General features: G+C 70.0%; 22 protein-coding genes. 6 read left to right on the forward strand and 16 right to left on the reverse strand.

The window, feature by feature from the left end; translation table 11 throughout:
• From ACODR1_RS17025 to ACODR1_RS17040, 4 genes are all read right to left on the reverse strand, one after another.
• The coding region (locus ACODR1_RS17025; RefSeq protein WP_488881514.1) for a cation:dicarboxylate symporter family transporter at positions 1 to 463 on the reverse strand (463 nt) is incomplete at its 3' end.
• A gap of 111 nt (positions 464 to 574) precedes the next feature.
• A complete protein-coding gene (locus tag ACODR1_RS17030) occupies positions 575 to 1,000 on the reverse strand; it encodes a DUF6491 family protein (protein WP_488881515.1) in 426 nt (141 codons plus the stop codon).
• 87 nt (positions 1,001 to 1,087) lie between these two features.
• The gene (locus ACODR1_RS17035) at positions 1,088 to 4,246 is read right to left on the reverse strand and encodes a PAS domain S-box protein (protein ID WP_488881516.1); all 3,159 of its coding nucleotides are present in this window, start codon (positions 4,244 to 4,246) and stop codon (positions 1,088 to 1,090) included.
• Positions 4,247 to 4,422: 176 nt separating this feature from the next.
• On the reverse strand, positions 4,423 to 4,830 hold the full coding sequence (locus ACODR1_RS17040; protein WP_058350643.1) for a helix-turn-helix domain-containing protein: 408 nt from the start codon (positions 4,828 to 4,830) through the stop codon (positions 4,423 to 4,425).
• Between the two features lie 209 nt (positions 4,831 to 5,039).
• Between ACODR1_RS17040 and ACODR1_RS17045 the strand changes: the two genes are divergently transcribed.
• Both ACODR1_RS17045 and ACODR1_RS17050 read left to right on the forward strand, forming a co-directional pair.
• Positions 5,040 to 6,053 (forward strand): NAD(P)/FAD-dependent oxidoreductase, encoded by a 1,014-nt coding sequence (locus tag ACODR1_RS17045; RefSeq protein WP_488881517.1) that lies wholly within the window; start codon positions 5,040 to 5,042, stop codon positions 6,051 to 6,053.
• Between the two features lie 33 nt (positions 6,054 to 6,086).
• The gene (locus tag ACODR1_RS17050; protein WP_488881518.1) at positions 6,087 to 7,250 is read left to right on the forward strand and encodes an acyl-CoA dehydrogenase family protein; all 1,164 of its coding nucleotides are present in this window, start codon (positions 6,087 to 6,089) and stop codon (positions 7,248 to 7,250) included.
• A 49-nt stretch (positions 7,251 to 7,299) separates the two neighbouring features.
• Here the strand turns inward: ACODR1_RS17050 and ACODR1_RS17055 are convergent, their stop codons facing one another.
• From ACODR1_RS17055 to ACODR1_RS17065, 3 genes are all read right to left on the reverse strand, one after another.
• Positions 7,300 to 8,031, reverse strand: coding sequence for an energy transducer TonB family protein (locus ACODR1_RS17055; protein WP_488881519.1), 732 nt, complete (start codon positions 8,029 to 8,031; stop codon positions 7,300 to 7,302).
• A 95-nt stretch (positions 8,032 to 8,126) separates the two neighbouring features.
• Positions 8,127 to 8,882, reverse strand: coding sequence for a polysaccharide deacetylase family protein (locus tag ACODR1_RS17060; protein WP_488881520.1), 756 nt, complete (start codon positions 8,880 to 8,882; stop codon positions 8,127 to 8,129).
• Positions 8,882 to 9,706, reverse strand: coding sequence for a glycosyltransferase family 2 protein (locus ACODR1_RS17065; protein WP_488881521.1), 825 nt, complete (start codon positions 9,704 to 9,706; stop codon positions 8,882 to 8,884). The genes ACODR1_RS17060 and ACODR1_RS17065 overlap by 1 nt, the downstream gene beginning before the upstream one ends.
• Positions 9,707 to 9,904: 198 nt before the next feature.
• Between ACODR1_RS17065 and ACODR1_RS17070 the strand changes: the two genes are divergently transcribed.
• Entirely contained in the window at positions 9,905 to 10,780 is an 876-nt protein-coding gene (locus ACODR1_RS17070; RefSeq protein ID WP_488881522.1) for a lytic transglycosylase domain-containing protein, read from the forward strand.
• Here the strand turns inward: ACODR1_RS17070 and ACODR1_RS17075 are convergent.
• Positions 10,777 to 11,943 carry a CaiB/BaiF CoA transferase family protein gene (locus ACODR1_RS17075; RefSeq protein WP_488881523.1) on the reverse strand — a complete coding sequence of 389 codons (1,167 nt, stop codon included), beginning with the start codon at positions 11,941 to 11,943 and terminating at the stop codon, positions 10,777 to 10,779. The genes ACODR1_RS17070 and ACODR1_RS17075 overlap by 4 nt on opposite strands.
• Positions 11,944 to 12,007: 64 nt before the next feature.
• Entirely contained in the window at positions 12,008 to 13,819 is a 1,812-nt protein-coding gene (locus tag ACODR1_RS17080) for an ATP-binding protein (protein WP_488881524.1), read from the reverse strand.
• Between the two features lie 158 nt (positions 13,820 to 13,977).
• Here ACODR1_RS17080 and spbR point away from each other — a divergent pair, with 158 nt between their 5' ends.
• A complete protein-coding gene (gene spbR, locus ACODR1_RS17085; protein WP_488881525.1) occupies positions 13,978 to 15,111 on the forward strand; it encodes a pole-localized protein SpbR in 1,134 nt (377 codons plus the stop codon).
• 157 nt (positions 15,112 to 15,268) lie between these two features.
• On the opposite strand, the gene ACODR1_RS17090 is transcribed toward spbR, so the two are convergent.
• From ACODR1_RS17090 to ACODR1_RS17105, 4 genes are read right to left on the reverse strand one after another with little or no spacing between them, the layout of a single operon-like run.
• Positions 15,269 to 15,913: an ABC-type transport auxiliary lipoprotein family protein gene (locus tag ACODR1_RS17090; protein WP_488881526.1), complete on the reverse strand. Its 645-nt coding sequence runs from the start codon at positions 15,911 to 15,913 to the stop codon at positions 15,269 to 15,271.
• A complete protein-coding gene (locus ACODR1_RS17095) occupies positions 15,910 to 16,848 on the reverse strand; it encodes an MlaD family protein (protein WP_116567234.1) in 939 nt (312 codons plus the stop codon). Before ACODR1_RS17095 ends, ACODR1_RS17090 begins: the two co-directional genes overlap by 4 nt.
• Positions 16,848 to 17,663, reverse strand: a complete 816-nt coding sequence (locus ACODR1_RS17100; protein WP_488881527.1) for an ABC transporter ATP-binding protein — start codon at positions 17,661 to 17,663, stop codon at positions 16,848 to 16,850. The genes ACODR1_RS17095 and ACODR1_RS17100 overlap by 1 nt, the downstream gene beginning before the upstream one ends.
• Positions 17,660 to 18,775 carry an MlaE family ABC transporter permease gene (locus tag ACODR1_RS17105; protein WP_488881528.1) on the reverse strand — a complete coding sequence of 372 codons (1,116 nt, stop codon included), beginning with the start codon at positions 18,773 to 18,775 and terminating at the stop codon, positions 17,660 to 17,662. Before ACODR1_RS17105 ends, ACODR1_RS17100 begins: the two co-directional genes overlap by 4 nt.
• A 221-nt stretch (positions 18,776 to 18,996) precedes the next feature.
• Here ACODR1_RS17105 and ACODR1_RS17110 point away from each other — a divergent pair, with 221 nt between their 5' ends.
• Together ACODR1_RS17110 and ACODR1_RS17115 are read left to right on the forward strand one after the other, a co-directional pair.
• Positions 18,997 to 20,520: an OpgD/OpgG family glucan biosynthesis protein gene (locus tag ACODR1_RS17110; RefSeq protein WP_488881529.1), complete on the forward strand. Its 1,524-nt coding sequence runs from the start codon at positions 18,997 to 18,999 to the stop codon at positions 20,518 to 20,520.
• Positions 20,521 to 20,644: 124 nt separating this feature from the next.
• On the forward strand, positions 20,645 to 22,186 hold the full coding sequence (locus ACODR1_RS17115; protein ID WP_488881530.1) for a globin-coupled sensor protein: 1,542 nt from the start codon (positions 20,645 to 20,647) through the stop codon (positions 22,184 to 22,186).
• A gap of 66 nt (positions 22,187 to 22,252) precedes the next feature.
• Here ACODR1_RS17115 and ACODR1_RS17120 read toward each other — a convergent pair whose 3' ends face one another.
• From ACODR1_RS17120 to ACODR1_RS17130, 3 genes are all read right to left on the reverse strand, one after another.
• Positions 22,253 to 22,732 carry a cupin domain-containing protein gene (locus ACODR1_RS17120; protein ID WP_488881531.1) on the reverse strand — a complete coding sequence of 160 codons (480 nt, stop codon included), beginning with the start codon at positions 22,730 to 22,732 and terminating at the stop codon, positions 22,253 to 22,255.
• Positions 22,729 to 23,679: an alpha/beta fold hydrolase gene (locus ACODR1_RS17125; RefSeq protein ID WP_488881532.1), complete on the reverse strand. Its 951-nt coding sequence runs from the start codon at positions 23,677 to 23,679 to the stop codon at positions 22,729 to 22,731. Before ACODR1_RS17125 ends, ACODR1_RS17120 begins: the two co-directional genes overlap by 4 nt.
• 468 nt (positions 23,680 to 24,147) lie before the next feature.
• Positions 24,148 to 24,336 carry a hypothetical protein gene (locus tag ACODR1_RS17130; protein ID WP_488881533.1) on the reverse strand — a complete coding sequence of 63 codons (189 nt, stop codon included), beginning with the start codon at positions 24,334 to 24,336 and terminating at the stop codon, positions 24,148 to 24,150.
• Positions 24,337 to 24,389: the final 53 nt, after the last annotated feature.

Consider the following 24,389-nt stretch of genomic DNA (forward strand, 5'->3'; position numbering starts at 1 on the left):
CCACGGTGGCGGGGATGATGTGCAGCAGGAAGCCGACGATGGTGGTCTCGTGGGCCTTCGCCGCATAGTCGGCGATCTTGTCGCTGTGCAGGCTGGCCGGGTCGACGTTCATGCCCGCGCCCGGCTGGACGACATTGGCGACGATCAGGCCGAGGATCAGGGCCAGGGTCGAGAAGGTCAGGAAATAGGCGAAGGCCTTCAGCGCCACCCGCCCAAAGCGCCCAAGGTCGCGCATGCCGGCGATGCCGGTGACGACGGTCAGGAAGATCACCGGGGCGATGACCATCTTCACCAGCTTGATGAAGGCGTCGCCCAGCGGCTTCAGGTCGGCCCCGAACCTGGGCCAGAAGTGACCGATCAGCGCCCCGGCCACGATGGCGACCAGCACCTGGACATAGAGGTGGGTGTACCAGGGCCCCTGGCGAGTCGGCGCGGCGCCGGCGGGGGTCGTCTGCGGGATCATCGATGGCCTCCCCGGCCGTCGTCGCCGATCCCGACGCCGCTGCGGCCACGCTCTAGATGTCGCCGCCTCGCGATGCGGGGCAAGCGTTTTCGGGCGTGGCCGGAAGGAGCCTTACGACTTGGGCTTCTTGGATTTCACGCTGGGCCAGGCGGCGGCGTATTCCTCGGGCGTCAGCTTGCGCATCGCCGAAACGCGGTAGCTGTGCGAGGAGCCGGTGACCTCGGGCACGATCACCGAGGCGTCGAGCGGCGAGCAGATCCACGAGCCGCCGCGCGACTTGATGCCGATGCGGTTGGCGACCTCCAGGTCGAAGGGCGTGTTCAGCAGGGTCAGCTGGAAGGCTTCCTTGCGGCCCAGGTCGACATTGAGCGTGCGGTCGTCGACGACCTGGTAGCCGCGGATCTGGTCGGCGAAGAAGCAGCGGTCGGCCGTGCCGGGCTTGGCCTTCGCGGCTGGGGCCGGGGTTTCGGCGAGCGCCGGGGCGACGAGGCCGGCGGCGAGGCCAAGGGCGCAGGCGAGAAGAGCGGGACGATGCATGTCGAAGGCCTCCTGATCGGACCAGCCTCTACTATAGCGCGACGGGGTCTCCGCTGTATTTCCGTTTGTAGGCCGATTGCGGCGAAATCAGGCGGCCTGGCGCGACAGGTCCTCGATCCAGGCGTCGAGATCGGCCACGGCCCGGCGGACGCCTTCACGCAGGCGCTCCAGGGGGACGGCGAGCGGCCGGCCTTCGATGCAGGCGGTCTCCAGTTCGGCGGCGTCGCGCGACAGGCGCATGAAGCCGAGGATCCCGGCCGAGCCGGCCAGGCGGTGGGCGTCCTCGCGCAGGGCCTCGAGGCTTTCGTCCTGGAAGCGTTCGAGCAGTTGCTGGCGCAGCATGTCGGCCAGTCGGGCGACACGCGCCGCGCCCATGGCGGCGGCAAGGGCGTCGCGGGCGGCGGCTTCGTCGTCGATCTCGACCGCCGGGGCGGCCATGGCGGCGGCGTTGGCCAGGTGCAGGGCCAGGGCCTGGTCGAGGTCGCGCTCGCTCAGCGGCTTGAGCAGGTGGCCGACCATGCCCGCTTCGAGGCAGGCGGCGATCTGCTGGGGCGCGCCGCTGGCGGTCAGGGCCACGATCGGGGAGGCGGTCAGGCCGCGCCGGCGGATCTCGCGGGTGGCGGTCAGGCCGTCGATCACCGGCATGTGCACGTCCATCAGCACGAGATCGAAGACGGCTTGCTCCAGGGCCTTCACCGCCTGGGCGCCGTCGTCGGCGGTCTCGACGATGCAGCCGCGGCGGCCCAGCAGCTCGCTGAACAGTTCGCGGTTCAGTTCGACGTCGTCGACCAGCAGGATCCGGCGGCCGGGGAAGGCGGTCCGGCCGGACGCCTCGACCGGCGCGACGGTGGTTGGGGTCCGGGCCAGGGGCAGTTCGATCTCGAAGGCGAAGGTCGAGCCTTCGCCCAGCTCGCTTTCCACCCAGATGCGGCCCTCCATCAGCTCGACCAGTTCGCGCGAGATCGCCAGGCCCAGCCCGGTGCCGCCGAAGGTGCGGGTGATCGAGCTGTCGGTCTGGGAGAAGCGCTTGAACAGCCGGTCCAGTTTGTCGGGCGCGATGCCGACGCCCTGGTCGACGACGCTGATCCGCAAGGTCGCGCGGCCGTCGGCTTGCCTGAGGACCTCGACCTGGGTGGTCACCGAGCCGTGGCGGGTGAACTTCACGGCGTTGGACAGCAGGTTGAGCAGGATCTGGCGCAGGCGGTGACGGTCGCCGACGTACCAGCCGTCGAGGTCGCCGACCATGCGCAGGTCGACCTGGTGCTCGTCGGCCTGGGGCTCGACCATGGCCGTGGTCTCGACCAGCATCTCCTTCAGAGCGAAGGGGGCGCTTTCGAGGGTGACGGCGCGGGCCTCGAGCTTGGAGAAGTCGAGGATGTCGTTGATCAGGGCGTTGAGGGCCTCGCCGGCCCCGCGCACCCGCTCGGCGCGGCGCCGGTCCTCGGCGGCCAGGTTCGGGCTTTCGGCCAGCAGGCGCGAGAAGCCGATCACCCCGTTCAGCGGGGTGCGCAGCTCGTGGCTCATATTGGCCAGGAACTCGGCCTTGGCGTGGTTGGCTTCCTCGGCGGCGTCGCGGGCCGAGGCCAGCTGGGTGGCCATGGCCGCCAGCTGCAGGGTCTGGTGTTCCAGGGCCTCCTGGGCCTCGACGCGGGCCGTCTGGTCCTGGACCTGGGCGATGAAGTGCTTGGGCGAGCCGTCGGGCGCACGGACCAGCGACACAGACAGGTGCACCCAGACGATGCGGCCTTCCTTGTGGATGTAGCGCTTGTCCATGCCGTAGCTGGGGATCTCGCCGGCGATCAGCTGGCCCAGCAGGGTCAGGTCCTTGTCGAGGTCGGCGGGGTAGGTGATCGTCTGGAAGTCGGTCGCCAGCATCGCCGCCTCGTCGTAGCCGACGATGTCGCAGAAGGCGGCGTTGATCTTGTTGAAGGCGCCGTCGAGCGTAACCAGGGCCATGCCCACCGAGGCGTGGTGGAAGGCGGTCTCGAACTCTTCCATCTGCGCCTTGCGGGCGCTGATGTCGTGCATCAGGGCGGTGAACTGCCAGCCGTCGGCGCTGCGGGCGGCGCTGATCGCCAGTTCGACCGGAAAGACCTCGCCGTCACGCCGTTGGGCCGAAATCTCGATCCGCTGGTCGAGCACGGCGCCGCGTCCGGTGGCGAGGAACTGGGTCAGCCCCTCGTCGTGGGCCTGGCGCAGGCCGGCGGGGATGATCAGGTCGGAAAGCCGCCGCCCTTCGGCTTCGGCGGCCGTCCAGCCGAAGGTGCGTTCGGCGAAGCGGTTCCAGTCGGTGACCACGCCGGCCTGGTCCATGGTGACGATGGCCTGGTAGGCGTCGGCGATCACCCGCCGGGCGCGGGCCTCGCTGGCTTCCAGCTTGCGGCGCAGGGCGCGCTCGTCGGTGATGTCGCGCAGCACGCCGAAGACGGCGATCACCCGGCCGTCCTCGTCCAGTTCGCAGGTGGCGCGCGAGTGGCCCTGGCGGACCGAGCCGTCGGCGCGCAGCAGCCGCAGTTCGTGCTCGAGCACCGCGCGCTCGACCACCACCTGGCGGGCCCGGGCCTCGGCGGCGGCCCGGTCGTCGGGGTGGTACATCTGCAGCCAGTTTTCGAAGGTCGGCGTGAAGGTCGCCGGATCGCGGCCGTAGATCCGATAGACTTCGTCCGACCAGGTGATCGTCTGGTTGACGAGATCGCAGCGCCAATGGCCGACGCCCGAGATCGCCTCGGTCATGGCCAGCATGCGGCGCTGTTCGACCATGTGACGCTCGGCCCGGCCCTTCTCCATCCGCGCGACCACGGCGTCGGCCAGCATCCGTAGGCGATCGAGGTCTTCTTCGGAAGGACGGGGACGGGGGGCGCTGTCGATGACGCAGAGCGTGCCCAGGTTGTGGCCGTCGCGATCGCTGAGCACGGCGCCGGCGTAGAAACGGATGTCCGGTGCGCCGGTGACCAGCGGGTTGGCGGCGAAACGCGGGTCGGCGGTGGCGTCCTCGACCACCATCACCGAATGCGGCTCCTGGCGCAGGGCGTGGGCGCAGAAGGCCATCTCACGCGGCGTGGACTCCGCGTCCAGGCCGTAGCGCGACTTGAACCACTGCCGGTGCTCGTCGACCAGCGAGATGAGGGCGATGGGCGCGTCGAACAGCTCGGCGGCAAAGCCGGTCAGCCGGTCGAAGGCCGGTTCGGGAGCCGTGTCGAGGATGCGGTAGGAGGCCAGGGCCGCCAGGCGATCGGTTTCGAGCATGTTCGGGACGCCGCTATCTCAGGTCGATAACCTGACCCGATACGCCTTCACATCTACTGAACGCCGGTATCCGCGCGCTGCGGCCTATTGAAGCAGAAGCCTCGCATGCAAACGAAAACGCGCCTCTCCGCAGGGGATGAGGCGCGCGATCGGAAGATCGAAAGAGGGAGAGGGCCTCAGGCCGGCTCGTCGTCGACCATCGCCTTGACCAGGTCGACCACGCGGCGGCGCAGGCGACGGTCGTTGAGACGGGGGAAGAGGTCGGCCAGTTCCAGGCCCTCGGGGGTGGCCACGAACTGGGTCATGCGCTGGGCGACGCCGTCGTCCTCGCCATTGTCGGTCTCTTCCAGGCCGTCGAAGAAGTAGGACACCGGCGACTGCAGCAGGCGGGCGGCGTCGTAGAGCTTGCTGGCGCTGATGCGGTTGGCGCCGCGCTCGTACTTCTGGATCTGCTGGAAGGTGATGCCCAGGGCGTCGGCGAGCTGCGTCTGGCTCAAGCCGAGAACCTTGCGCCGAATCCGCATGCGGGCGCCGACATAGATGTCGACGGGGTGAGCGACTTCGGCGGTGGGCTTCTGGGTCATGATGATCTCGTCCTCGGCTCCGGTCGGACCGTAGCGGTGCACGTGGCGCGGTTGTTTATGGTCGAGAATAGACCGCTGATCGTATTCCGTCACCTCGCCTCGACGTCGCATGTCGCTAACACGACACAAATGCCGCACCCTTGCGTCGGTCCGCCGACAGAAAGGCATTCGGACTTGACCTTTCGGCCGCTGGGCGGTGTCTGCCGCCCATGATTTTGCAGTCAGGCGCGCGCGTCGCGATCGCCGGAGCCGGCGCTTTCGGCTCGGCGACGGCGCTGATTCTCTCGCGACTCGGGTTCGCGGTGACGGTGTTCGACCCCGCGCCGCCCGGTGAAAACGCCTCGGGCGTGGCCGCCGGCATGTTGGCGCCGGTGGCCGAGGCGGTGTTCGACAAGGTCTCGCGTGGTCACCTGCCGGTGTTGCGGCGAGCGCGCGAACGCTGGACAGCCTTCGCCCAGGACCTGGGGATCGCGGTGGATCGCGAAGGTCTGGCCATCGAGGGCGATGCAGGCTTCCTGGCCGAGGTCGAGGCGGCTTTGGTCGAGGCCGGCGCGCGGTTCGAGCACCGGCCGAGCGGCTTGTTCAGCGACGAAGACTGGCGCCTCGATGCGCGCCTGGCGCTGGCGACCCTGCGCGAGGCCGCGATCGCGGCCGGCGCGACCTTCGATGCGCGGGGCGTGGCCGCCTTCGAGGGCGGTCGCGCGACGTTGGACGACGGCGAGGCTTCGGTCTTCGACATGCTGGTGGTCGCTACGGGCGGCGGCGGCCGGGGGCTGGCCCCGGAGCTTGCGGCGCTGACGCCGATCAAGGGCCAGATCCTGCGGCTCGACACCGCCATGGCCGGCGGTCCTGTCCTGCGCGGCAAGGGCGTCTACATCGCACCGGGCCAAAGGCCCGCGGTGGGCGCGACCATGGAGGCGGGGCGCGACGATCGTGAGCCCGATCCAGCCGTGGTCGAGCCGCTGCGCATCGCCGCCGAGGCGCTTCGGCCGGAACTGGCGGGCGCGGGGGCCGTGATCGAGGTCGGCGTGCGCGCCTCCACGTCCGACGGCTTGCCGCTGGTGGGCAAGAGCCGGGCGGCCGGGGTGATCCTGGCGGCCGGGGCTCGTCGCAACGGCTGGCTGCTCGCTCCGCTTGTGGCCGACATGGTCGCGGCGTATCTGACGGACGCCGATCCCGGAGAGGACGCGGCCGCCTTCGATCCGCAGCGTTTCGAGGGCTAGATAAAGAACGACAAAGCGCAGGGAAGGGACGACATGGCCGGTTTCTGGCTGACCGACGAGCAGGAAGCGATCCGCGAAGGCGTGGCCAAGGTGTGCGCCGCCTTCGACGACGAATACTGGCGGCGGACCGACGAGACCGGAAACTTCCCCGAGGAGTTCGTCGCCGCGATCGCCGAAGGCGGCTGGCTGGGCGTGGCCATGCCCGAAAGCGTCGGCGGAGCCGGTCTTGGCCTGACCGAGGCGGCCGTGATGATGCAGACCGTGGCCCAGTCGGGCGCGGGCTTCTCCGGCGCCAGCGCCATCCACCTCAACATCTTCGGCCCGATGCCGCTGGTGAAGTTCGGGACCGACGAGCAGCGCGAGCGCCTGCTGCCGCGGATCATCTCGGGCGAGGACAAGATGTGCTTCGCCGTCACCGAGCCCAATTCGGGGCTCGACACCTCGAGCCTGGAGACCAAGGCCGAGAAGGTCGACGGCGGCTATCGCCTGAATGGCCGCAAGATCTGGACGACCGGCGCCCAGCGCGCCAACAAGATCCTGATCATCGCCCGCACGACGCCCAAGGACCAGTGCGCCAAGCCCACCGGGGGCCTGAGCCTGTTCTACACCGACCGCGAGAAGATCGAGGCCAAGCCGATCCCGAAGATGGGTCGCAAGGCCGTCGAGTGTAACATGCTCTTCATCGAGGATCTGTTCGTGCCCCAGGAGGACCTGGTGGGCGAGGAGGGCAAGGGCTTCCAGTACCTGCTGCACGGCCTCAACCCCGAAAGGGTGCTGTTCGCCGTCGAGGCCATCGGCCTGGGACGGGCGGCGCTGGCCAAGGCCTCGACCTACGCCAAGGAGCGCGTGGTGTTCGGCCGTCCGATTGGCCAGAACCAGGGGGTGGCCCATCCACTGGCCAAGTCGTGGGCGGAGCTGGAAGCGGCCAACCTGATGGCCTTCAAGGCCGCGGCCCTCTACGACGCCGGCAAGGATTGCGGGGCCGAGGCCAACGCCGCCAAGTACCTGGGCGCCGAGGCGGGCTTTTCGGCCTGCGAGGCCTCGGTGCTGGCCCACGGCGGCATGGGCTACGCCAAGGAGTACGACGTCGAGCGCTATTTCCGCGAGGCGATGATCGCCCGCATCGCGCCGGTCAGCCGCGAGATGATCCTCAACTTCATCGCCGAGCGCGTGCTGGGCCTGCCCAAGAGCTACTGAAGAAACCCGGACGGACGACCAGATACGCGGTCGCCCGTCCGACGCCCCCTCAGTCAGCGGCGTTGAAGCGGATGGGGATCCTCACCTGCGCGCCGTCGACCGCCTGGCCGTTCTCGAGTTGCGGCTTCATCTTGAAGAACCGCGACAATTTCAGAGCCGCATTGCCAAAGCCCTCGCTGGCCGGGCTTTCGGCGATCACCATGCAGTTCTCCACCGTGCCCTTGGCGGTGACCGCGCAGTTCAGCGTCGCCCCGCCCGAGACCCCGCGCCGCTGGGCGCTTTCGGGGTAGTAGCGCGACATGTCGTCGGCGCTTGGCATCTTCAGCCAGCTGGCCCGGGTGATGATCCGGGGCGCGGGGGCGGTCGATGGCGGCGCGGGCGGCGCCGGGGGATCGGCCGTGAAGTTGGGCGGCGCGGCGATGGTCGGAGGGCCTGGATCCTTGGGGATGGGCACGGGCAGCGGTTCGGGCGTCGGGAACGGCGTCGACAGCGGCGGATGCACCGGGATCGGATTCGAGGCCCTGGGCGGCGTCGGCAGGGGCTTTTCCGGGGGAGGGGGAGGCGGCGGATCGGGAATGAACGGCAGCAGCTTGAAGCCTTCGTCATCCTGGATCACCGGCGGCGGCGCCACGTACTTCTGCACCGCGATGTAGGCGAACAAGGCCACGTGCGCCGCGCCGGAAATCGCCAGGGCGATGACCAGGCCCTTGGAGAGCTTGCGCTTTTCGTCGCGGTCCAGGCCGGCGATGCGCGGGTTGAAGTCGGCGGGGTGGGCGATCATGGCGACCTCCGTGAAGCGGCGTCGATCGGTGTCGACGTCTTCACGCTGTCACGGAAAATCACGCCCGTAAACAGATAAAATGACGCGCGTAAAATCTATCTTGCCCGGCCGGTCTCTGGCAGCAGGTCGCCCAGGTCGCTCCAGGTCAGGACGGGATGGCGGCGGACCATGCGCATCAGTCCGGCGAGCCACTTCCAGGCCGCCTCGTCGTGGTCGAGGTGGTGGGTCAGCAGGCCGATCGGCGCGTCCCAGGCGCCGGCCTTGCGGCGTCGCGCCAGTTGGCGACGCAATTGCGAGGCCAGGCGGCCCGCGCCCCGAAAGCGCGGAGCCGGGTTCCAGCGCAGCAGGTCCAGATGGGTGTCGACGCGTGGCGGCGCGGCTTCGGGCGCGACTTGCGACCAGGCGCTCCAGCCGACGTAGCCTTCGCTGGCCAGGGCCTCGGTCAGGCGGGGATGGATCGCGTTCCAGGGCGGCGTGAACAGCTTCAGCGCGCCGGGCAGGGGGGCGAGCCGGGTCCAGCCGTCGCGCAGGGCGGCGGCGATCTCGTCGGCGGTGCGCTCGGGCGAAAACTCGAAGGCGCCGCCGCCGGTGCTGCGGTCCACGTGGTCGGCGCCGTGCTGCACGACCCGCACGCCGCGCACGGCGGCGAGGCGCTGGGCGAGCTCGGCGCGGTCGCCGTCGGGAATGACCGCCAGGGTCAGGGGCGCGTCGAAGGCCAGGGCGTGGGCCAGCAGCCGCTCCAGCGCCGGGCCGGGCGTGCGGGCGTCGTCATCGCGCCACCACAGGCGGGCGCGACGGCCGGCGGCGCGCCAGCGCGCCAGCTCCCAGGACAGCAGAAGCGCCTGGACCATCAGGCCAGCGGCGAGGTCGAGGCCACGGCCTCGGCGCAGACCGCCGTCGGATCCTGGACCATCGAGGCCGTGCCGCGCACTTCCAGCTGCATGCGCAGCACCGACAGCAGCGGATAGATCGCGGCCATCAACGCGATCAGGAAGCCCCAGCCGCCTTCACGCCAGCCCTGCCGCGAGACGTAGCACTTGTAGAAGCGCCGCACGCCGCGGAAGGCGTTGCGGCCAAGGCCCGGCCATTCGCCGGTCTCGGCCAGGTCCCTGGCGCGCAGTTCGGTGTAGCGGTCGAGGCGGCGCAGCATGTCGGAGATGTTGTCGTCGACCTCGTGGCGGATCGGCGTGCGCAGCGACGGGCCGGCCTCGCCGACGAACTTCACCGACGGATGGACACGCTGGGTTCCCCAGCTCTTGACGCCGCGGCGGAAGAGACGAGCCACCGAGGTGGTGCCGAACGAACCGCCCCAGCCGTACTTCACGAGGCGGGCGCCGATATAGTTGTCGACGGGGATCTGCCGCCAGTCGCCCTGGCCGAACGCCACGGCGGCGCGCACCTCGGCGGCGAGCTCGGGGCTGACATATTCGTCGGCGTCGATCTCGAGGATCCAGTCGCCGGTGGCGGCGGCCGCGCCGGCCGCGCGACGGGGGCCTTCCAGCGGAAACGCGCCCTCGACCAGCACTGCGCCATACTGCTTGGCGATCGCCGCCGATCCGTCGGTGCAGCGGTCGAGCACGACCACCAGTTCGTCGGCGAAGGACAGGCGGGCCAGGCATTCGGCCAGCCGGGCTTCCTCGTTGTGTACGCAGATCAAGGCCGAGAGTCTGGCCATCGTTTCCCCCGAAAGTTGGCGCGCGGTAACATTGTTGCGTTATCGAAACAATGTTTCTCGCACAAAAGGGGAAAGCTTCAGCGTGGCAGTTTGTCGCGGGCGCCAAGAGGAGGCGGGGCGACTTGTCGCGGCCCGGTCCGGCGAACATGGAAACGTGGTTAAGGCTGCATTAACCACGCTGGTTCAGACATTCAGACCATGGCCGTCCAATCCATCCGCAACGTCGTCGAGTCGGCGATCCAGCGCGCGTCGAACGCGACTGGTGTCGACTTCACGTTCCTGATGGGGACCGCCAAGCGCGAGAGCGGCTACAATCCGGCCGCCAAGGCGCGGACCTCCTCGGCCTCGGGCCTGTTCCAGTTCGTCGACCAGACCTGGTTGTCCACGCTGAAGAAACATGGCGCCAAGTACGGCTACGCCCGCTACGCCGACCTGATCCAGCAGGGCTCGGACGGCAAGTACCGCGTCGCCGGCGACGAGGCCCGCAAGGCCGTGCTCGGCCTCAAGCTCGACCCGCACGCCGCCTCGCTGATGGCCGGCGAGCTGGCTTCGGACCATGCCTCCTATCTTCGTGGTCGGGTCGGTCGCAGCCCGACCTCGGGCGAGCTCTACGCCGCCCACTTCCTGGGCCCGCAGGGCTCGGCCCGCCTGATCGAGGCGGCCAACCGCAATCCGGGCGCCAGCGCCGCGTCGATGTTCCCCGAAGCCGCCGCCGCCAACCGCTCGATCTTCTATCGCGAGGGCCGCGCCGCCACGGTGGGCGAGGTCTATGCGAACCTGACCAAGAGCGCCGGCGGCAATGGCGGGGTTCCCACCGTCCGCGAGCGCGAGCCGCAGTCGGACGAAGGCTTCCTGCAGTACGCCTCGGGCCGGCGCCTCGACCGCATTGACCAGCAGAAGGCCGTCGTCGACCTCGTTCTGCGTGGTTCGCAGGGCTATGGCGGCGCCTTCAGCGGTACGCGTTCGGACGATGGCGGCGGCGTCAGCCGCGTGGCCAACAGCCTGTTCTCGGCCGAGATGCTGCGCATGCTGTCGGACGCCAACGCCGGCTCGGCCGGCGGCAAGGCGCGCTAGGCCGTCAGGGCCTCGATCTCCTCCTGCGAATAGCCGAGTTCGGCCAGCACGGCGGCCGTGTCCGCACCTAGCGCCGGCGCAGGCGAGCGCGGCCGCTCGTCGATGCCGGAGAAGCGGGCCGGCGCGGCCGGCGAGCGGCGACCGTCCAGCGTCTCGACGAAGCAGCCGGCGGCCTGGGCCTGCGGATCCTCGACAAGGTCGCGCGGCGTCTGCCAGGGCGCCCAGGTGATGTCGCCCGCGTCGAGCGCGGCGGCGGCGGTTTGGTAGTCCATGGCGCCGAAGGCGGCGTCGAGGATGTCGACCAGGGCGGCGGTGTTCTCGCGCCGGGCCCGGGCGCCGGAGAAGCGCGGATCGTCGACCAGTTCGGGCCGGCCGACGGCGGCGGCGATGCGTGGCCAGTCGGTCGCGCCCTGGCGGGCCAGGAGGCAGATCCAGCGGCCGTCCTTCGTCTGGAAGAAGTTGGCGAGCGGCTGCACGGCCTCGCGGCGCGGACGGGTCGAGGCCAGCTTGCCGAAGTGCAGCTGGATGGCGAGATCCGAGCCGATGGCGTAGGCGCCGGTGCGCAGCAGCGAGGTCTCGACCAGCCGCCCGACGCCGGTGCGATGCCGCTCGTGGACGGCCGCGAGGATCGCCGAGACGGTGGCAAGGGAGGTGACGTGGTCGCCCATGCCGGTGCGGATCGGGAAGGGCTCGGCGCCCTTGGGCGCGGTCAGGGCCCCGACCCCGGCGCGCGACCAGAAGGCGGCGACGTCCATGCCCGGCTTGTCGGCGTCGGGACCGGTGAGGCCGTAGCCCGTGAGGCTGCAGTAGATCAGGCGAGGGAAGGCCTCACGCAGGGTCTCGTGGTCGAGGCCGGCGCGGCGCAGGGCGGCGGGGCGGACGTTGGTCAGGAAGATGTCGGCGCCGGCGACGAGGCGCTTGAGGGCGTCGACGCCGGCCGGGGTGCGGATGTCGAGGACGACCCCGCGCTTGCCGCGGTTGTCGAGCTCGAAGACCGGGTTGGCGGCGTGGTCCGAGCCGATGGTCTCGAAGAAGCGGCGCATCGGGTCGCCCTCGGGCGACTCGACCTTGACCACGTCGGCGCCCCAGTCGGCCAGAATGCCGGCCGCGCCCGGGGCGGCGATGTAGGTGGCCAGTTCGACGACCTTGAGGTCCCGCAGCATCCGCTTCCTCCGTTCTTTTCGTTGGGAGGAAGATGGGCGGTCAAACGAGCGTTGGGAAGCCTTGTCAGGCGACGCCGCGCGAGGCCTCTGCGCGCGGCGCGCGGGTCAGGGCGGCGGCGTCGGCCACGGCGCGGGCGACGCCCGCCACGCTGACCGGCTTGCGCAGCACGGTGTCGGCGCCGGCCTCGGTGCACTCGCGGGCCTCGTCGGCGTCGCCGCCGATGACGGCGATGATCGGCAGCTGGCCGTTGGCGCCGGGCATGGCGCGCAGCTCGGCGGCGGTCTGCGGGCCGTCCAGCACCGGCATGCGGCCGTCGAGCATGACGAGGTCGAACTCGCAGACCTTGGCCAGGTCGACGGCGCGGCGGCCGTTCTGGGCATGGACCACCTGGTGGCCGAGTTGCTCGAGGATGGCGCGCAGCATGGCCGCGTTCAGGGCGTCGTCCTCGGCGATCAGCACGCGCAGGCTGCGCTGGACGTCGGGCGCGGTGTCGACGGCGGCCAGGGCCTCCTCGACGGGTTCCTGCGGGCATGGGCAGGCGGCGTCATAGGGCAGCAGCACGGTGAAGCAGCTGCCCACGCCCAGCGCGCTGCTGGTTTCCAGCGCACCGCCCATCAGCTTGGCCAGCTGGCGCGACAGCGACAGGCCAAGGCCCGCGCCGTTGACGCCCGCGCCGGTGCGCTCCACGCGGCGGAAGGGCTCGAAGGCCTGTTCCAGTTCCTCGGCCGACAGGCCAGGACCGGTGTCGGCGACCTCGATGGCGATGCGGTCGTCGCCGCGCGGCTCGATCCGCACCTCGACCCGGCCGCGGACGGTGTATTTCACCGCGTTGCCCACGAGGTTGGCGATGATCTGGCGGGTGCGCATCGGGTCGGCCATGGCTGCGCCCAGCACCCGGTTCTCCAGCGATGCGTCGACGTGGACGGCCAGCTCCAGGCCCTTGGCCAGGGCGTGCGGGCGTTCCAGCAGGACGAGGTCGCGGACCAGGCGCACAGGTTCGAAGGCCTGGCTCTCGACCGCCAGGCGGCCGGACTCGGCGGTTTCGGCGTCGAGCGTGGCGTTGAGCACCGCGATCAGGTCCTGGGCCGCGTCGAGGGCGGCGTTCAGCTGCTCGCGCGACGGCGCCGCGCGGCCGCCCTTGCCGGCCGCGGCGGCCAGCACGTGGGTGACGCCGGTCAGGCCGTTGCGGATCTCGTGGCTGAGGGTGGCGACGATGTCGGACTTGGAGCGGGCGGTGCGCTCGGCGCTTTCCAGCACGCGCATCCGTTCCTCGACCAGGGCCTCGTGGGCCACGGCCAGGGCGTGCTGGCGGCGCAGCATGCGGTTGAAGATCATCGCCATGGCCAGGGCCAAGGCCAGCCCCCCGACGGCCATCAGGCCGGTCTGGCGGCTCTCGGGACGGCTGAACAGCGCCCACAGCGGGCCCACCGCCGCCACCGGCGCAACGACGACGAGGCACTGCAGAACGGGCGAGGCGAAGAAGATGCAGACCATGCCGGCGGCCGCGGTCAGTAGCAGCAGGGTCTCGCGGATGGGGCCGGCGCCATCGGCGAAGGCCGACATCTGGATCACGCCCAGCGCCCACAGCAGGCCGCCCGCGACCTGAAGCCGCAGGCGCTTGGTCAGGTCCTCGGCCTGCGGCGTCTTCAGCCAGTTGGTGATCCCGTAGAACACGCCCCAGTTGATGGCGAAGATCGCGAAGCTCAGCGACATCCACATCGCGTTGCGGGCGAACGAGCCCGCCCAGACGAAGAAGGGCAGGCTTACGGCGAAGATGGCCAAGGCGTAGGGCAGCAGCGCCACCTGCACGCCGAGGGCGAGCGCGGTGTCGGCCCCGGGCCTTTTCACATCATGGGTTCGGCGCTCAGCGAACAAGAATCGGATCCTCGGGCGTTCAGGCGAGGACGCTAGGCGAGCACGGTTTGCGGGGGGTTACGCGGTATCGTTAATGCGCAGGGCTTTAAGGGCAAACAATCGTTAAGCCTAACCGCCCATCCTTTGATTCGACCGTCCATTCGCAGAAGGCCAGGCCCATGGCCACGACCCGCGCCGCGCTGACCAACGACGACATCCGCATGCTCGTGAAGGGCGCGACGCCCGACGAGCGCGCCCTTGCCGCCCATCGGTTGTGCCGCAAGATCGACCGCGCTGAACTTTCCGAGGAAGAGCGCCTGCAGGCTCAGGAAATCCTGCGGGTCATGGCCGCCGACGCCGCCGAACTGGTGCGCCGGGCGCTGGCCGTCACGCTGAAGACCTCGCCGCTGCTGCCGCCGGACGTGGCCAACCGCCTGGCGCGCGACGTCGAGAGCGTGTCGCTGCCGGTGATCAGCTTCTCGCCGGTGTTCACCGATCACGACCTGGCCGAGATCATCCGTCTGGGCGGTCCGGTCCGCCAGATGGCCGTCGCCCGCCGGCCCAAGCTGTCGAGCAAGGTCACCGGCCTGCTGGTCGACCAGGCCCCGGAAGACGTGGTCGCCGCGGTCTGCGCCAACGACAACGCCCGCTTCTCCGACCTGGCCCTGCAAAAGGCGCTGGACCGCTTCGCCAAGTCCGAGAGCGTGCTGCAGGCGGTCGCCTACCGTGCGGTGCTGCCGCTGTCGGTGACCGAGCGCCTGATCGACATGGTCGGCGACCAGCTGCGCGAGCACATCCTCGACAATCACGCCCTGTCGGCCGAACGGGCGCTGGAGATCATCGTCGGCGCCAAGGAGCGGGCGACCATCGACCTGGTGGACCAGGCCGGCCGCACCGCCGATCCCAAGGCCTTCGTCGCCCACCTGCACCGCGCCCAGCGTCTGACGCCGTCGCTGCTGCTGCGGGCCCTGGCCCATGGCCACATGACCTTCGTCGAATGGGGCCTGGCCGAACTGGCCGGCGTGCCGCATCACCGCACCTGGCTGATGGTGCATGACGCCGGCGCCCTGGGCCTCAAGGCCGTCTACGAGCGGGCGGGCTTGCCGTCACGGCTCTATCCGGCTTTCCGCGCCGGTGTGGACGCCTATCACGGCATGGAGTTCGACGGCCGCCCCGGCGAGCGCGAACGGTTCCAGGAACACATGCTGCAACGCTTCCTGACCTCCTCCCAGGCGGTGTCGCGCGAGGAAAGCGACTACCTGCTCGACAAGCTGGACCGCCTGGCGGGCTTCAAGGCCCGCGCGGCAGGGTAGGGGATCAAGATGCTCCCCCTGAAGGGGGAGCTGTCGGCGAAGCCGACTGAGGGGGAAGCGATTGCTGCTGTTGGGGAGGCGTTGACCTCTTCAGACACTTCCCCTTGCGGCCCTCAGGGCCACCTCCCCCTTCAGGGGGAGGATCTTGTGCGGCGCCTTACTCCGTCGGCAGGCCGGCGCCCGCCGCGTTGATCCAGCCCACCAGGTCGCCGATGACTTTCGCATTGGCCTGGTCGAAGGCGGCGACGATGGGGCCGACGCGGTTGTCGGCGGCTTTCACCTTGGCTTCGAACACCTGGTCGCCGACCAGGGCGCGGTCGCCGGTGCGGCTGATGACGCCGCGCACCTGGACGATGATCTCGGGCGGGGCCTTGGGGCCGTCGACATAGGCGGCCTCGAAGGTGCGGACCTCGAGCCGCAGGACCATCTGGGCTTTCGCCACCTCGCCGCGGCCGATCAGGCGGGCGCGGCCGGGATCGGCGTCGAAGGCCCGCGACAGGGCCTCGTCGAACTGCACGCTGGCCGGGGCGATCCAGCGGGCGCCGGCGACATAGGCGGCCTCGCCGCCGGGACCGGTGGTCAGGATGCGGTCGCCGGCCGAGGGGCGTGTGAAGACGGTCGGGGCTTTCAGCACGCCGAACATCGCGCCGGGCGGACCCTTGGAAGCGGCCGGGGCCGTGGTTCCGAAGCGGTACATGCCCGAGGGCTCGGCCTTGGGGAACACGCTGATGCAGCCCGACAGGGCGAGCGCGAGGCCGGCCAGGGCCAGGCCCGAGGTGATCTTCTTCACGGAAGCGCTCACGGCTTGATCTCCACTTCCTTGGCCGGGGCCTTGCCCACCAGGCCGCGCGGGTTCTGCTCCACCTCGCCGACCAGACGGTCGAGCGACTCGGCGGCCGACTGCAGGGTGACGATGGCCGAGGACAGCTGCGGCAGGCCGGTGGAGGCGAAGTCGCTGGTCGGGCCTTCCAGGCGGCTGACCATGGTGCGAACGTCCTTGGCGGCCAGCTTGATCTCGTCGGCGGCCGCGCCGAGGTCCTTGATCGCCTTGCGGCCGTCGCCGTCGACCACGCCCTGGGTGGAGCGCGACAGGTTGGCGATCTCCTGGGCGGTGGCGTCGATGCTCTGCAGCGCCTTCTGGGCGTCGGCGATGATCTCCTTGCGCTCGCGCAGTTCGGCGGTGACCGACTGGACGTCGGACAGGCTGGCGCTGAAGGTCTTGATGTTGCGGTCCGACAGCACGCGATTGACGCGGTCTAGCGCCTCGATGGTGCGGCTCAGCACCGTGCCGCCGCCTTCCAACAGGTCGGACAGGGCGCTGCGCTGGCTGCGGATGATCGGCACCTCGCCGCTCTTGACGGTGTCCTTCAGCAGCGGCTTGGTCGAGGTGCCGGCGGTCAGCTGGATGTAGTTGACGCCGGTGATGCCCTGCGGCTCCAGCGTGGCGTAGCTGTCGACGCGGATCGGCACGTCCGAGGTCAGGCGCGTGCGGGCGATGACGCGGTTGGGATCGCTCTTGTCGAGCTCGATCTTGGTGACCTCGCCGACCTTGATGCCGTTGAAGTGCACCTCGCCGCCCTCCGACAGGCCGCGCACCGCCCCGACGAACAGCACGTCGTAGAGGTCGTAGTCCTTGTTGAACTGCAGCTTGGCCAGCCAGACGACGAACACCACCAGACCCATGAACAGGATCAGGCAGGCCGCCCCGACGAGGGCGTAGTTGGCGTTTCTTTCCATCAGCGGCTCCTCGCCGTAGCGGCTTTCCCGGCCGCGCGTCCGCGCGGGCCCAGGAAGTATTCCTTGATCCAGGGATGGTCGGAGTGCTCGAGCTCCTCGACCGGGGCCTTGGCGATCACCTTCTTGTCGGCCAGCACGGCGACGCGGTCGGTGATGGTGTAGAGGCTGTCCAGGTCGTGGGTAATCATGAACACCGTCAGATCGAGGCTGTCGGACAGGTCCTTGATCAGCTCGTCGAAGGCAGCGGCGCCGATCGGGTCGAGGCCGGCGGTCGGTTCGTCGAGAAACAGCAGCTCCGGGTCCAGCGCCAGGGCGCGGGCCAGGCCCGCCCGCTTGCGCATGCCGCCCGACAGCTCGGCGGGCTTGAGCGCCCCCGCGCGCGGCGGCAGGCCGGTCAGGGCGATCTTCAGGTCGGCCAGCTCCAGGATCTCGCTCTTGGGCAGGCGGGTGTGCTCGAACAGGGGGGCGGCGACGTTCTCGCGCACGGTCAGGTTCGAGAACAGCGCGCCCTGTTGGAACAAGACGCCCCAGCGCCGCTCCAGCGCCGTCCACTTGCGGCGCGAGGCCTCCTGCATGTCCTCGCCGAACAGGCGGATGACGCCGCCGTCGGGGGCCTTGAGGCCGATGATGCTGTTGAGCAGCACCGACTTGCCGGTGCCCGAGCCGCCGACCACGCCCAGCACCTCGCCGCGCTCGACGGTGAGGTCGAGGTCGTCGTGCACGACGTTGTCGCCGAAGCGCGAAACCAGGCCCTCGACCTGGATCGGCGGTGCGGCCTCGGCTGGCGCAGGAGCGGGGGCGGCGGCCGCCTTCATACGTTCAGCTCCATGTAGAGCAGGGCGAAGACGGCATCGATCAGGATGATGGCGAAGATGGCGTGGACGACGGCGGCGGTGACGCGGCGGCCCAGCGACTCCACGTCGTTGCCGACTTCCATGCCCTGGCGGCAGCCGATGGCGGCGATGACCATGGCCATGACCGGGGCCTTGGACATGCCGATCCAGAAGTGGGTGGCGCCCACATAGTCGGTCATCCGCTGCAGGAAGAAGCTGGGCGACAGGTCCAGCACCACCCAGACCACGACGATGCCGCCGGCGAGACCGGCGAGCGTGGCCACGAAGGTCAGCAGCGGGATGGTGATCAGCAGGGCCGCGAAGCGCGGCAGCACCAGGGCCTCGTAGGGGTCGACGCCGATGACCTGCATGGCGTCGATTTCCTGGTTCATCTTCATCGAGCCGATCTCGGCCGCGAAGGCCGAGGCCGAGCGGCCGGCCAGCAGGATGGCGGTAATCAGGATGTTGAACTCGCGCAGCACCGACACGCCGATCAATTCGACGCTGAACACCTGGGCGCCGAAGTCGGTCAGGAGGTTGGCGCCCAAGAGGGCCACGACCGCGCCGATGAAGAAGGTGGTGGTGGCCACGATGGGCATGGCGTCCAGGCCCGCCCGCTCGGAAAGCGAGATGATCGGCGCCCAGCGGATCTTGCGCGGGTTGACGGCGCAGCGGGCCAGGGCGGTCAGCAGGTGGCCCAGGAAGACGAGCGTGCCGTAGCCGTCGCGCAGCAGGTCGAACAGGCCCCGGCCGATGCGGTCGAGCAAGGCGACGACGCCGTGCAGGCGGTTGTCGGGCGGGCATTCGGCCTGGGTGGCCTCGCCGACCAGTTCCAGCAGGCGCAGGGTCTGGGGGCGGGCCTTGATGTTGCCGGCGCTCAGGCGGCCGTCGGCGGCGCGGATGATGGCGTAGGCGCCGGCCGTGTCGCAGCGGTTCATGCCGGTGAGGTCGAGGTCGAACGACTCGGAGCCCTTCATGGCCTCGGCGAGTCGCAGGCCGGCGTCGGCCATGCCGCGCGCCGTCCAGTCCCCGGAAAGCACGACAGACTTGCCGCCGTCCTTGTCGTCCAGGGTGAATTCCGCCGGCACGCCCATCTACTGCGCTTACCCCTCGTTACCACGCACGCCCAGCCTAGCAGGGACTGTGTCGCCGGCTCAAACGCTTCAAGGCGCAGCTTGTTGCGTCCTGATCATGGCCGAACACGGACGACTCGCCTTGCAGCTTTATGCGGCGCCGCCGCAAAGACGCCGTCAACTGGCGATAATCCAACGCTCGGTTTGTAGCGTCGCCCGGACGCGCGGCATAGAAGGGCCGCATGGAATTTGCTTCTGTCAGCCGGCGCGGCGCGCTCGGCACGCTGTCTCTCGGAGCGCTGGTGGCCATGCTCCCCCGTCTTGTTGCGGCGCAACCGTCGCCAGTTGAAGGCGAGGCGTTCTCGCCCGACATTCTGCGCGCCCTGGCCGAACGCCTGGCCAAAAAGCCCTATCGCACGCCCGCCGCCGGCGGCGACAAGGGCCTGGCGGGCTTGTCCTACGACGAATATTTCCGAATCCGATTCCGTGGCGAGCATGCCCTGTGGGCCGACCGGCCGGCGCCGTTCCGCGCCGAGTTCTTCCCGCCGGCCTATCTCTATCCGCGCGTTTTCCCGATCTACGAGGTCGAGGGCGGCGTCGCCCGGCCGGTGCCGTTCGATCCGGAGATGTTCGACGTGCCGGGCGAGCACGCCGGCGCGGCCAAGGCCATCGGCGGCTTTTCGGGGCTGCGGCTGCTGTGGCCGCTGAACCGCGCCGACAAGCTGGACGAGATCGCCGTCTTCCAGGGCGCGAGCTATTTCCGCAGCCTGGGCCGCGACCAGTTCTACGGCCTGTCGTCGCGCGGCCTCGCCATCGGCGCGGGCGAGCCCAACGAGGAGTTCCCCAGCTTCGAGCGCTTCTGGCTGGAGCGTCCGGCCGACGGCGCCGAGACGGTGGTGGTTCACGCCCTGATGGACAGCCCCAGCTGCACGGGCGCCTACAGCTTCACGATCCGCCCCGGCCAGGCGGTGACCTTCGACGTCACGGCCACGATCTTCCCGCGCGTGAAGATGACGAAGATGGGCGTGGCCGCCCAGAGCAGCATGTTCCTGTTCAACGTCTCGGATGGTCCGCGCGGCGACGACTTCCGCACCGCCGTGCATGACAGCGACGGCCTGGCCATGCTGACAGGGACCGGCGAGCAGATCTGGCGACCGCTGACCAATCCGACGGCCCACCGCCTGTCGTACTTCCAGGACGAGAACCCCAAGGGCTTTGGCCTCGTGCAGCGGGCGCGGCGGCTGGAGGACTACGGCGACCTGGAAGCCCGCTACGACCTGCGTCCCAGCCTGTGGGTCGAGCCGTTGGGCGATTGGGGCAAGGGCGCGGTGGTGCTGGCCGAACTCGCCACTCGCAAGGAGAGCGACGACAACATCGCCGTCTTCTGGCGCCCCGACGCGCCCTGGGAGGCCGGCTCGCGCGTCGACCTGTCCTATCGCCTGCACTGGGGCGGCGAGCGGCTGGGCGACGGCGAGGCGAGGGTGGTGCGCACCCGCACAGGGGCCGACGCGCAGGACGGACTGCGGATGTTCACCATCGACCTGTCGGGGCCGATGCTGGCCGACGGGCTGGACGGGGTTAAGCTCGACATCGAGGCCAAGGGCGGCGAGACCACCTGGAGCAACATCACGCCCTATCCGCGCGCGGCCACCGCCCGGGCGGCGTTCGGCCTCAAGCCCACGGGCAAGCAGGCCGAGCTCAGCCTGCGCCTGACCCGCGACGGCAAGCCGATCTCGGAGACCTGGCGCTACCTCTGGACGGCGTGACGGGTCGTCGCAGGGCGACTGCTTATACGGCTTTTGCGTAAGAACCCGCCTGGGTTTCAATCTTGGTTAATGAATTGCCGTCACGGCTCTTCCGATCAGGATTCCAGTGACCAGGGGTGGCGGCATGAGCGCGCAGAACCAGCTCGACCAGCGCATGAGCTTCATGCGCTTCGACCACAAGGACCGCGCCGCCCTGCGGGCCGCCAAGCCGGTGATCGACGCCGAGATCAACGGGGCGCTGGACGCCTTCTACGCGCAGGTCCGGGCTTTCCCCGAGACCCGCAAGATGTTCTCGAGCGACGCCCACATCAGCAACGCCCAGGGGCGGCAGTCCTCGCACTGGCGTCGCCTGGCGACGGCCGAATACGGCGCCGACTACCAGCAGGACGTCGCCCGTATCGGCAAGGCCCACGCCGTCATCGGGCTTGAGCCGCGCTGGTACATCGGCGGCTACGCCCTGGTGGCCGAGAAGCTGATCCGCGCCATGGTCGAGAAGCGCGCCAAGGGCCTGTTCGCCAGCGCCAAGAGCGACGCCGACCTGGCCGACGGCCTGGTGGCGCTGAACAAGGCCGTGATGCTGGACATGGATCTGGCCATCTCGACCTATCTGGAACTGCTGCAGGACGAGCGCGACCAGCTGGAAGCCGAGCGCGCCAGCGCCGAGCAGCGCCAGGCCGACGCCGTGCGCGCGGTCGGGGACGCCCTGTCGCGCCTGGCGGCCGGCGACCTGTCGGCCCGCGTCGACGGCGCCCTGTCGCCCGAGTTCGTCAGCCTGAAGTCCGATTTCGACCAGGCCGCCGCCGCTCTCGCCGAAGCCATGGGCGCGGTCGACCGCGCCACCCGGGGCATCCGCTCGGGCGCCGACGAGATCGCCTCGGCCGCCGACGACCTGGCCATGCGCAGCGAGCAGCAGGCCGCCACGCTGGAGCAGACCGCCGCCGCCGTCGAGCAACTGACCTCGACCGTCGCCAAGACCGCCCAGAGCGCCCGCGAAGTCTCATCGCGCGTCGGCGAGGCCGCAACCGAGGCCCAGCGCTCGGGCGCGGTCGTGACCCGCGCCGCCGAGGCCATGAGCCAGATCGAAAGCTCGTCCAACCAGGTCAACCACATCCTGGGCGTCATCGACGAGATCGCCTTCCAGACCAACCTCCTGGCCCTGAACGCCGGGGTCGAGGCCGCCCGCGCCGGTGACGCCGGCAAGGGCTTCGCCGTCGTGGCCCAGGAAGTGCGGGCTCTCGCCCAGCGCTCGGCCGAAGCCGCCAAGGAGATCAAGAGCCTGATCTCCGACTCCAGCCGCCAGGTGGGCGAGGGCGTCGAGCTGGTCCGTCAGACGGGCGACGCCCTGCGCGGCATCGTCGACAAGGTTGGCGCCATCGACGGTCTGGTCAACGAGATCGCCGCCTCGGCCAACGAGCAGGCCAGCGCCCTGACCGAGGTCAACAGCGCCGTCGGCCAGCTGGACCAGGTCACCCAGCGCAACACCGCCATGGCCCAGCGCTCCACCGACGCCACCCGCGCCCTGCGCGCCGAAGCGGCGGACCTGGCCAACCACGTCGGCGGCTTCCGCATCGGGTCGGCCGCACCGGCCCAGCGCCACGCCGAGCCGGAGCATCCGGTGCACGCGGCCCGCGCCAAGGTCGCCGCGTTCGCCCGTCCGGGCCGCTAAGGCTTCCAGGCTTCGAAATCAGAAGGGGGCGCGGTCCAGCAGGGCCGCGCCCCTTTTTCGTTCGGGTCAGGGCTTGGGCGCGTCCGTGGCCACCACATAGTCGGTGCTCGTGGGGCCATAGCCGAAGATGTAGACGCTGGCCGGCTGGTCATGCGTCTGGGCGAAGTGATCCACGCCCGCCGGCTCGGTGTAGAAGCTGCCTGGCGGCAGTTCCTTGACCAGCGGGTCCTCGTTCTTCTTTCCGTAGCCGAAGAACCAGACGCCGGAGACCACCACGGCCGTGCGGTCGTCCTTGTGGCTGTGGGCGGCGATGCGCGTATGGGGCGGCACCCGGATCTCGATCGTGTAGGGGCCGGCCTTGGTTGGATCGCCGTACAGCGTCGTCGTCCGGATTCCGGCGACGCCGGAGGTGCCGGCCCCCGCGCCGCCCTTGGCCAGGGCCGCGATCTCGGGCGGGGTCAGGCGCAGATCCTGGGCGTGGAGCGGCGGGGCCGAGGCGAGGCTCGCCAGGGTCAGGCCAGCGAGGATGGCTAGGCGCGGGCTCACGGCCTGGCCGCCGGCTTGGCGTCGAGGAAGTCGTGGACGATCTTCACCGTCGCGGCCGGGTTCTCTTCCATGATCCAGTGGCCGGAGGCGGGGATCACGCCCTCGGTGACGTCGCTGGCGGTGTAGCGCATCACCGCCGCCATGGTCAGGCCGAACGACTTCTCGCCGCCAAGGGCCAGGACCGGCATCGGAAGCTTGCCCTTCTCGGCGAGTATGGCCTTGTCGTCGATGGCGTCCTGGTCGAAAGCGGCGAACTGGGAAAAGCCGGCGTGCATGGCGCCGGGCTGGGCGTAGAGCTTGGCGTAGTGGACACGGGCGCCTTCGGAGAACTTGGCCGGGTCGGCCGAGAACTCGTTCCAGAAGCGGTCGAGATAGATCCGCTCGCGGCCGGCCACCAGCCGCTCCATGTCCGGCCCGCCGAAGCGGAAGTGCCAGAGCAGCGGGTTCTTGGTGATCTCGTCCCAGGGGCCGATCCCCGGCACGGGAGCGTCGATCAGCACGAAGCGGCCCACACGCTCGGGGCTGCGCATGGCGAAGGCGTAGCCGACCATGTTGCCGATGTCGTGGGTGACGAGGTCGGCCTTGTCGATCTTCAGGGCGTCCAGCACCCCGGCCACGTCGCCGGCCTGGGTCTTCTTGTCATAGCCGCCGGCCGGGCGGGACGACAGGCCAAGGCCGCGCAGGTCGGGCACGATGACCGTGTGGTCGCGGGCCAGGTCGGCCGCCAGCGGCGCCCACATGTCGCCGGTCTCGCCATAGCCGTGCAGCAGCACGACCGCCGGTCCCTTGCCGCCCACCCGCACGTGGATCGTCGCGCCGTTGGTGGCGATCTGGCTGGTCTTGAAGGCGGCGGGGAAGGGCGGCGGCTGGGCGAGGCTGGCCGAGGCCGAGGCCAGGCCGGCGGCGAGGACGGCGGCCGCTGCGGCGGCGAGGAATGTACGGGTCATCGGTGTCTCTCCGGAGGCGTGCGGCTGGCGTTGGTCGACGCCCCCGCGATTTCCGATGACACTGTTCTTCTGGTGTGCTTGAGCCCTCAAGGCCAACCGGGGAGCGAGGGTTTACCCGGATGGGTATGAGGGCGCGGCGCGGTTCGGCGCAGTGTGAGGCTCGGCTTCAGTCCGGCTTCAGGGGGACGCGATGATCGACTGTCGAGGTTCGCGGAGCGTCCTCGCGCTGGCCCTGCTGGCCGCGTTCCTGCTGACCCCGCTGGCGGCGCTGGCGCAGTCCGACGTCCTGTCGATCGCGCAGTTCCGCCACACGGCCTGGCGAGGCGCGGCCTCGGCGCCGGGGCGGATCAACGACATCACCCAGACGCGCGACGGCTATCTGTGGATCTCGGGATCGGACGGCCTGGCCCGGTTCGACGGCGTGACCTTCGACACCTTCTCGCCGGCCAGCGACGATCCCACCGTCTTCTACGGCGTCGCCCAATTGCTGGAGACGCGGACGGGCGAGCTTTGGGTCGGCAGGTTCCAGGGCGAGGGCGTGTCGATCTTCCGGGACGGCCGCTTCGCCTCGACCGGCATGCCCGATCCCTCGCGCCAGATCACCGAACTGCTGCAGGACCAGGACGGCGTCATCTGGGCGGTCAATGCCAGGGCCACGAACTCGCTGTCGCGGTTCGTCGGCGGGCGCTGGGAGACGCTGGGGACGAACT

It is taken from the genome of Caulobacter sp. FG7 (assembly GCF_057808875.1).

Coding starts and splice junctions, on each gene's coding strand:
- ACODR1_RS17095 (WP_116567234.1), bottom strand. CDS start 16,848: ATGGAAAGAAACGCCAACTACGCCCTCGTCGGGGCGGCCTGCCTGATC.
- ACODR1_RS17030 (WP_488881515.1), bottom strand. CDS start 1,000: ATGCATCGTCCCGCTCTTCTCGCCTGCGCCCTTGGCCTCGCCGCCGGC.
- spbR (WP_488881525.1), top strand. CDS start 13,978: ATGGCCACGACCCGCGCCGCGCTGACCAACGACGACATCCGCATGCTC.
- ACODR1_RS17070 (WP_488881522.1), top strand. CDS start 9,905: ATGGCCGTCCAATCCATCCGCAACGTCGTCGAGTCGGCGATCCAGCGC.
- ACODR1_RS17100 (WP_488881527.1), bottom strand. CDS start 17,663: ATGAAGGCGGCCGCCGCCCCCGCTCCTGCGCCAGCCGAGGCCGCACCG.
- ACODR1_RS17110 (WP_488881529.1), top strand. CDS start 18,997: ATGGAATTTGCTTCTGTCAGCCGGCGCGGCGCGCTCGGCACGCTGTCT.
- ACODR1_RS17125 (WP_488881532.1), bottom strand. CDS start 23,679: ATGACCCGTACATTCCTCGCCGCCGCAGCGGCCGCCGTCCTCGCCGCC.
- ACODR1_RS17060 (WP_488881520.1), bottom strand. CDS start 8,882: ATGGTCCAGGCGCTTCTGCTGTCCTGGGAGCTGGCGCGCTGGCGCGCC.
- ACODR1_RS17105 (WP_488881528.1), bottom strand. CDS start 18,775: ATGGGCGTGCCGGCGGAATTCACCCTGGACGACAAGGACGGCGGCAAG.
- ACODR1_RS17045 (WP_488881517.1), top strand. CDS start 5,040: ATGATTTTGCAGTCAGGCGCGCGCGTCGCGATCGCCGGAGCCGGCGCT.
- ACODR1_RS17035 (WP_488881516.1), bottom strand. CDS start 4,246: ATGCTCGAAACCGATCGCCTGGCGGCCCTGGCCTCCTACCGCATCCTC.
- ACODR1_RS17040 (WP_058350643.1), bottom strand. CDS start 4,830: ATGACCCAGAAGCCCACCGCCGAAGTCGCTCACCCCGTCGACATCTAT.
- ACODR1_RS17055 (WP_488881519.1), bottom strand. CDS start 8,031: ATGATCGCCCACCCCGCCGACTTCAACCCGCGCATCGCCGGCCTGGAC.
- ACODR1_RS17115 (WP_488881530.1), top strand. CDS start 20,645: ATGAGCGCGCAGAACCAGCTCGACCAGCGCATGAGCTTCATGCGCTTC.
- ACODR1_RS17065 (WP_488881521.1), bottom strand. CDS start 9,706: ATGGCCAGACTCTCGGCCTTGATCTGCGTACACAACGAGGAAGCCCGG.
- ACODR1_RS17075 (WP_488881523.1), bottom strand. CDS start 11,943: ATGCTGCGGGACCTCAAGGTCGTCGAACTGGCCACCTACATCGCCGCC.
- ACODR1_RS17050 (WP_488881518.1), top strand. CDS start 6,087: ATGGCCGGTTTCTGGCTGACCGACGAGCAGGAAGCGATCCGCGAAGGC.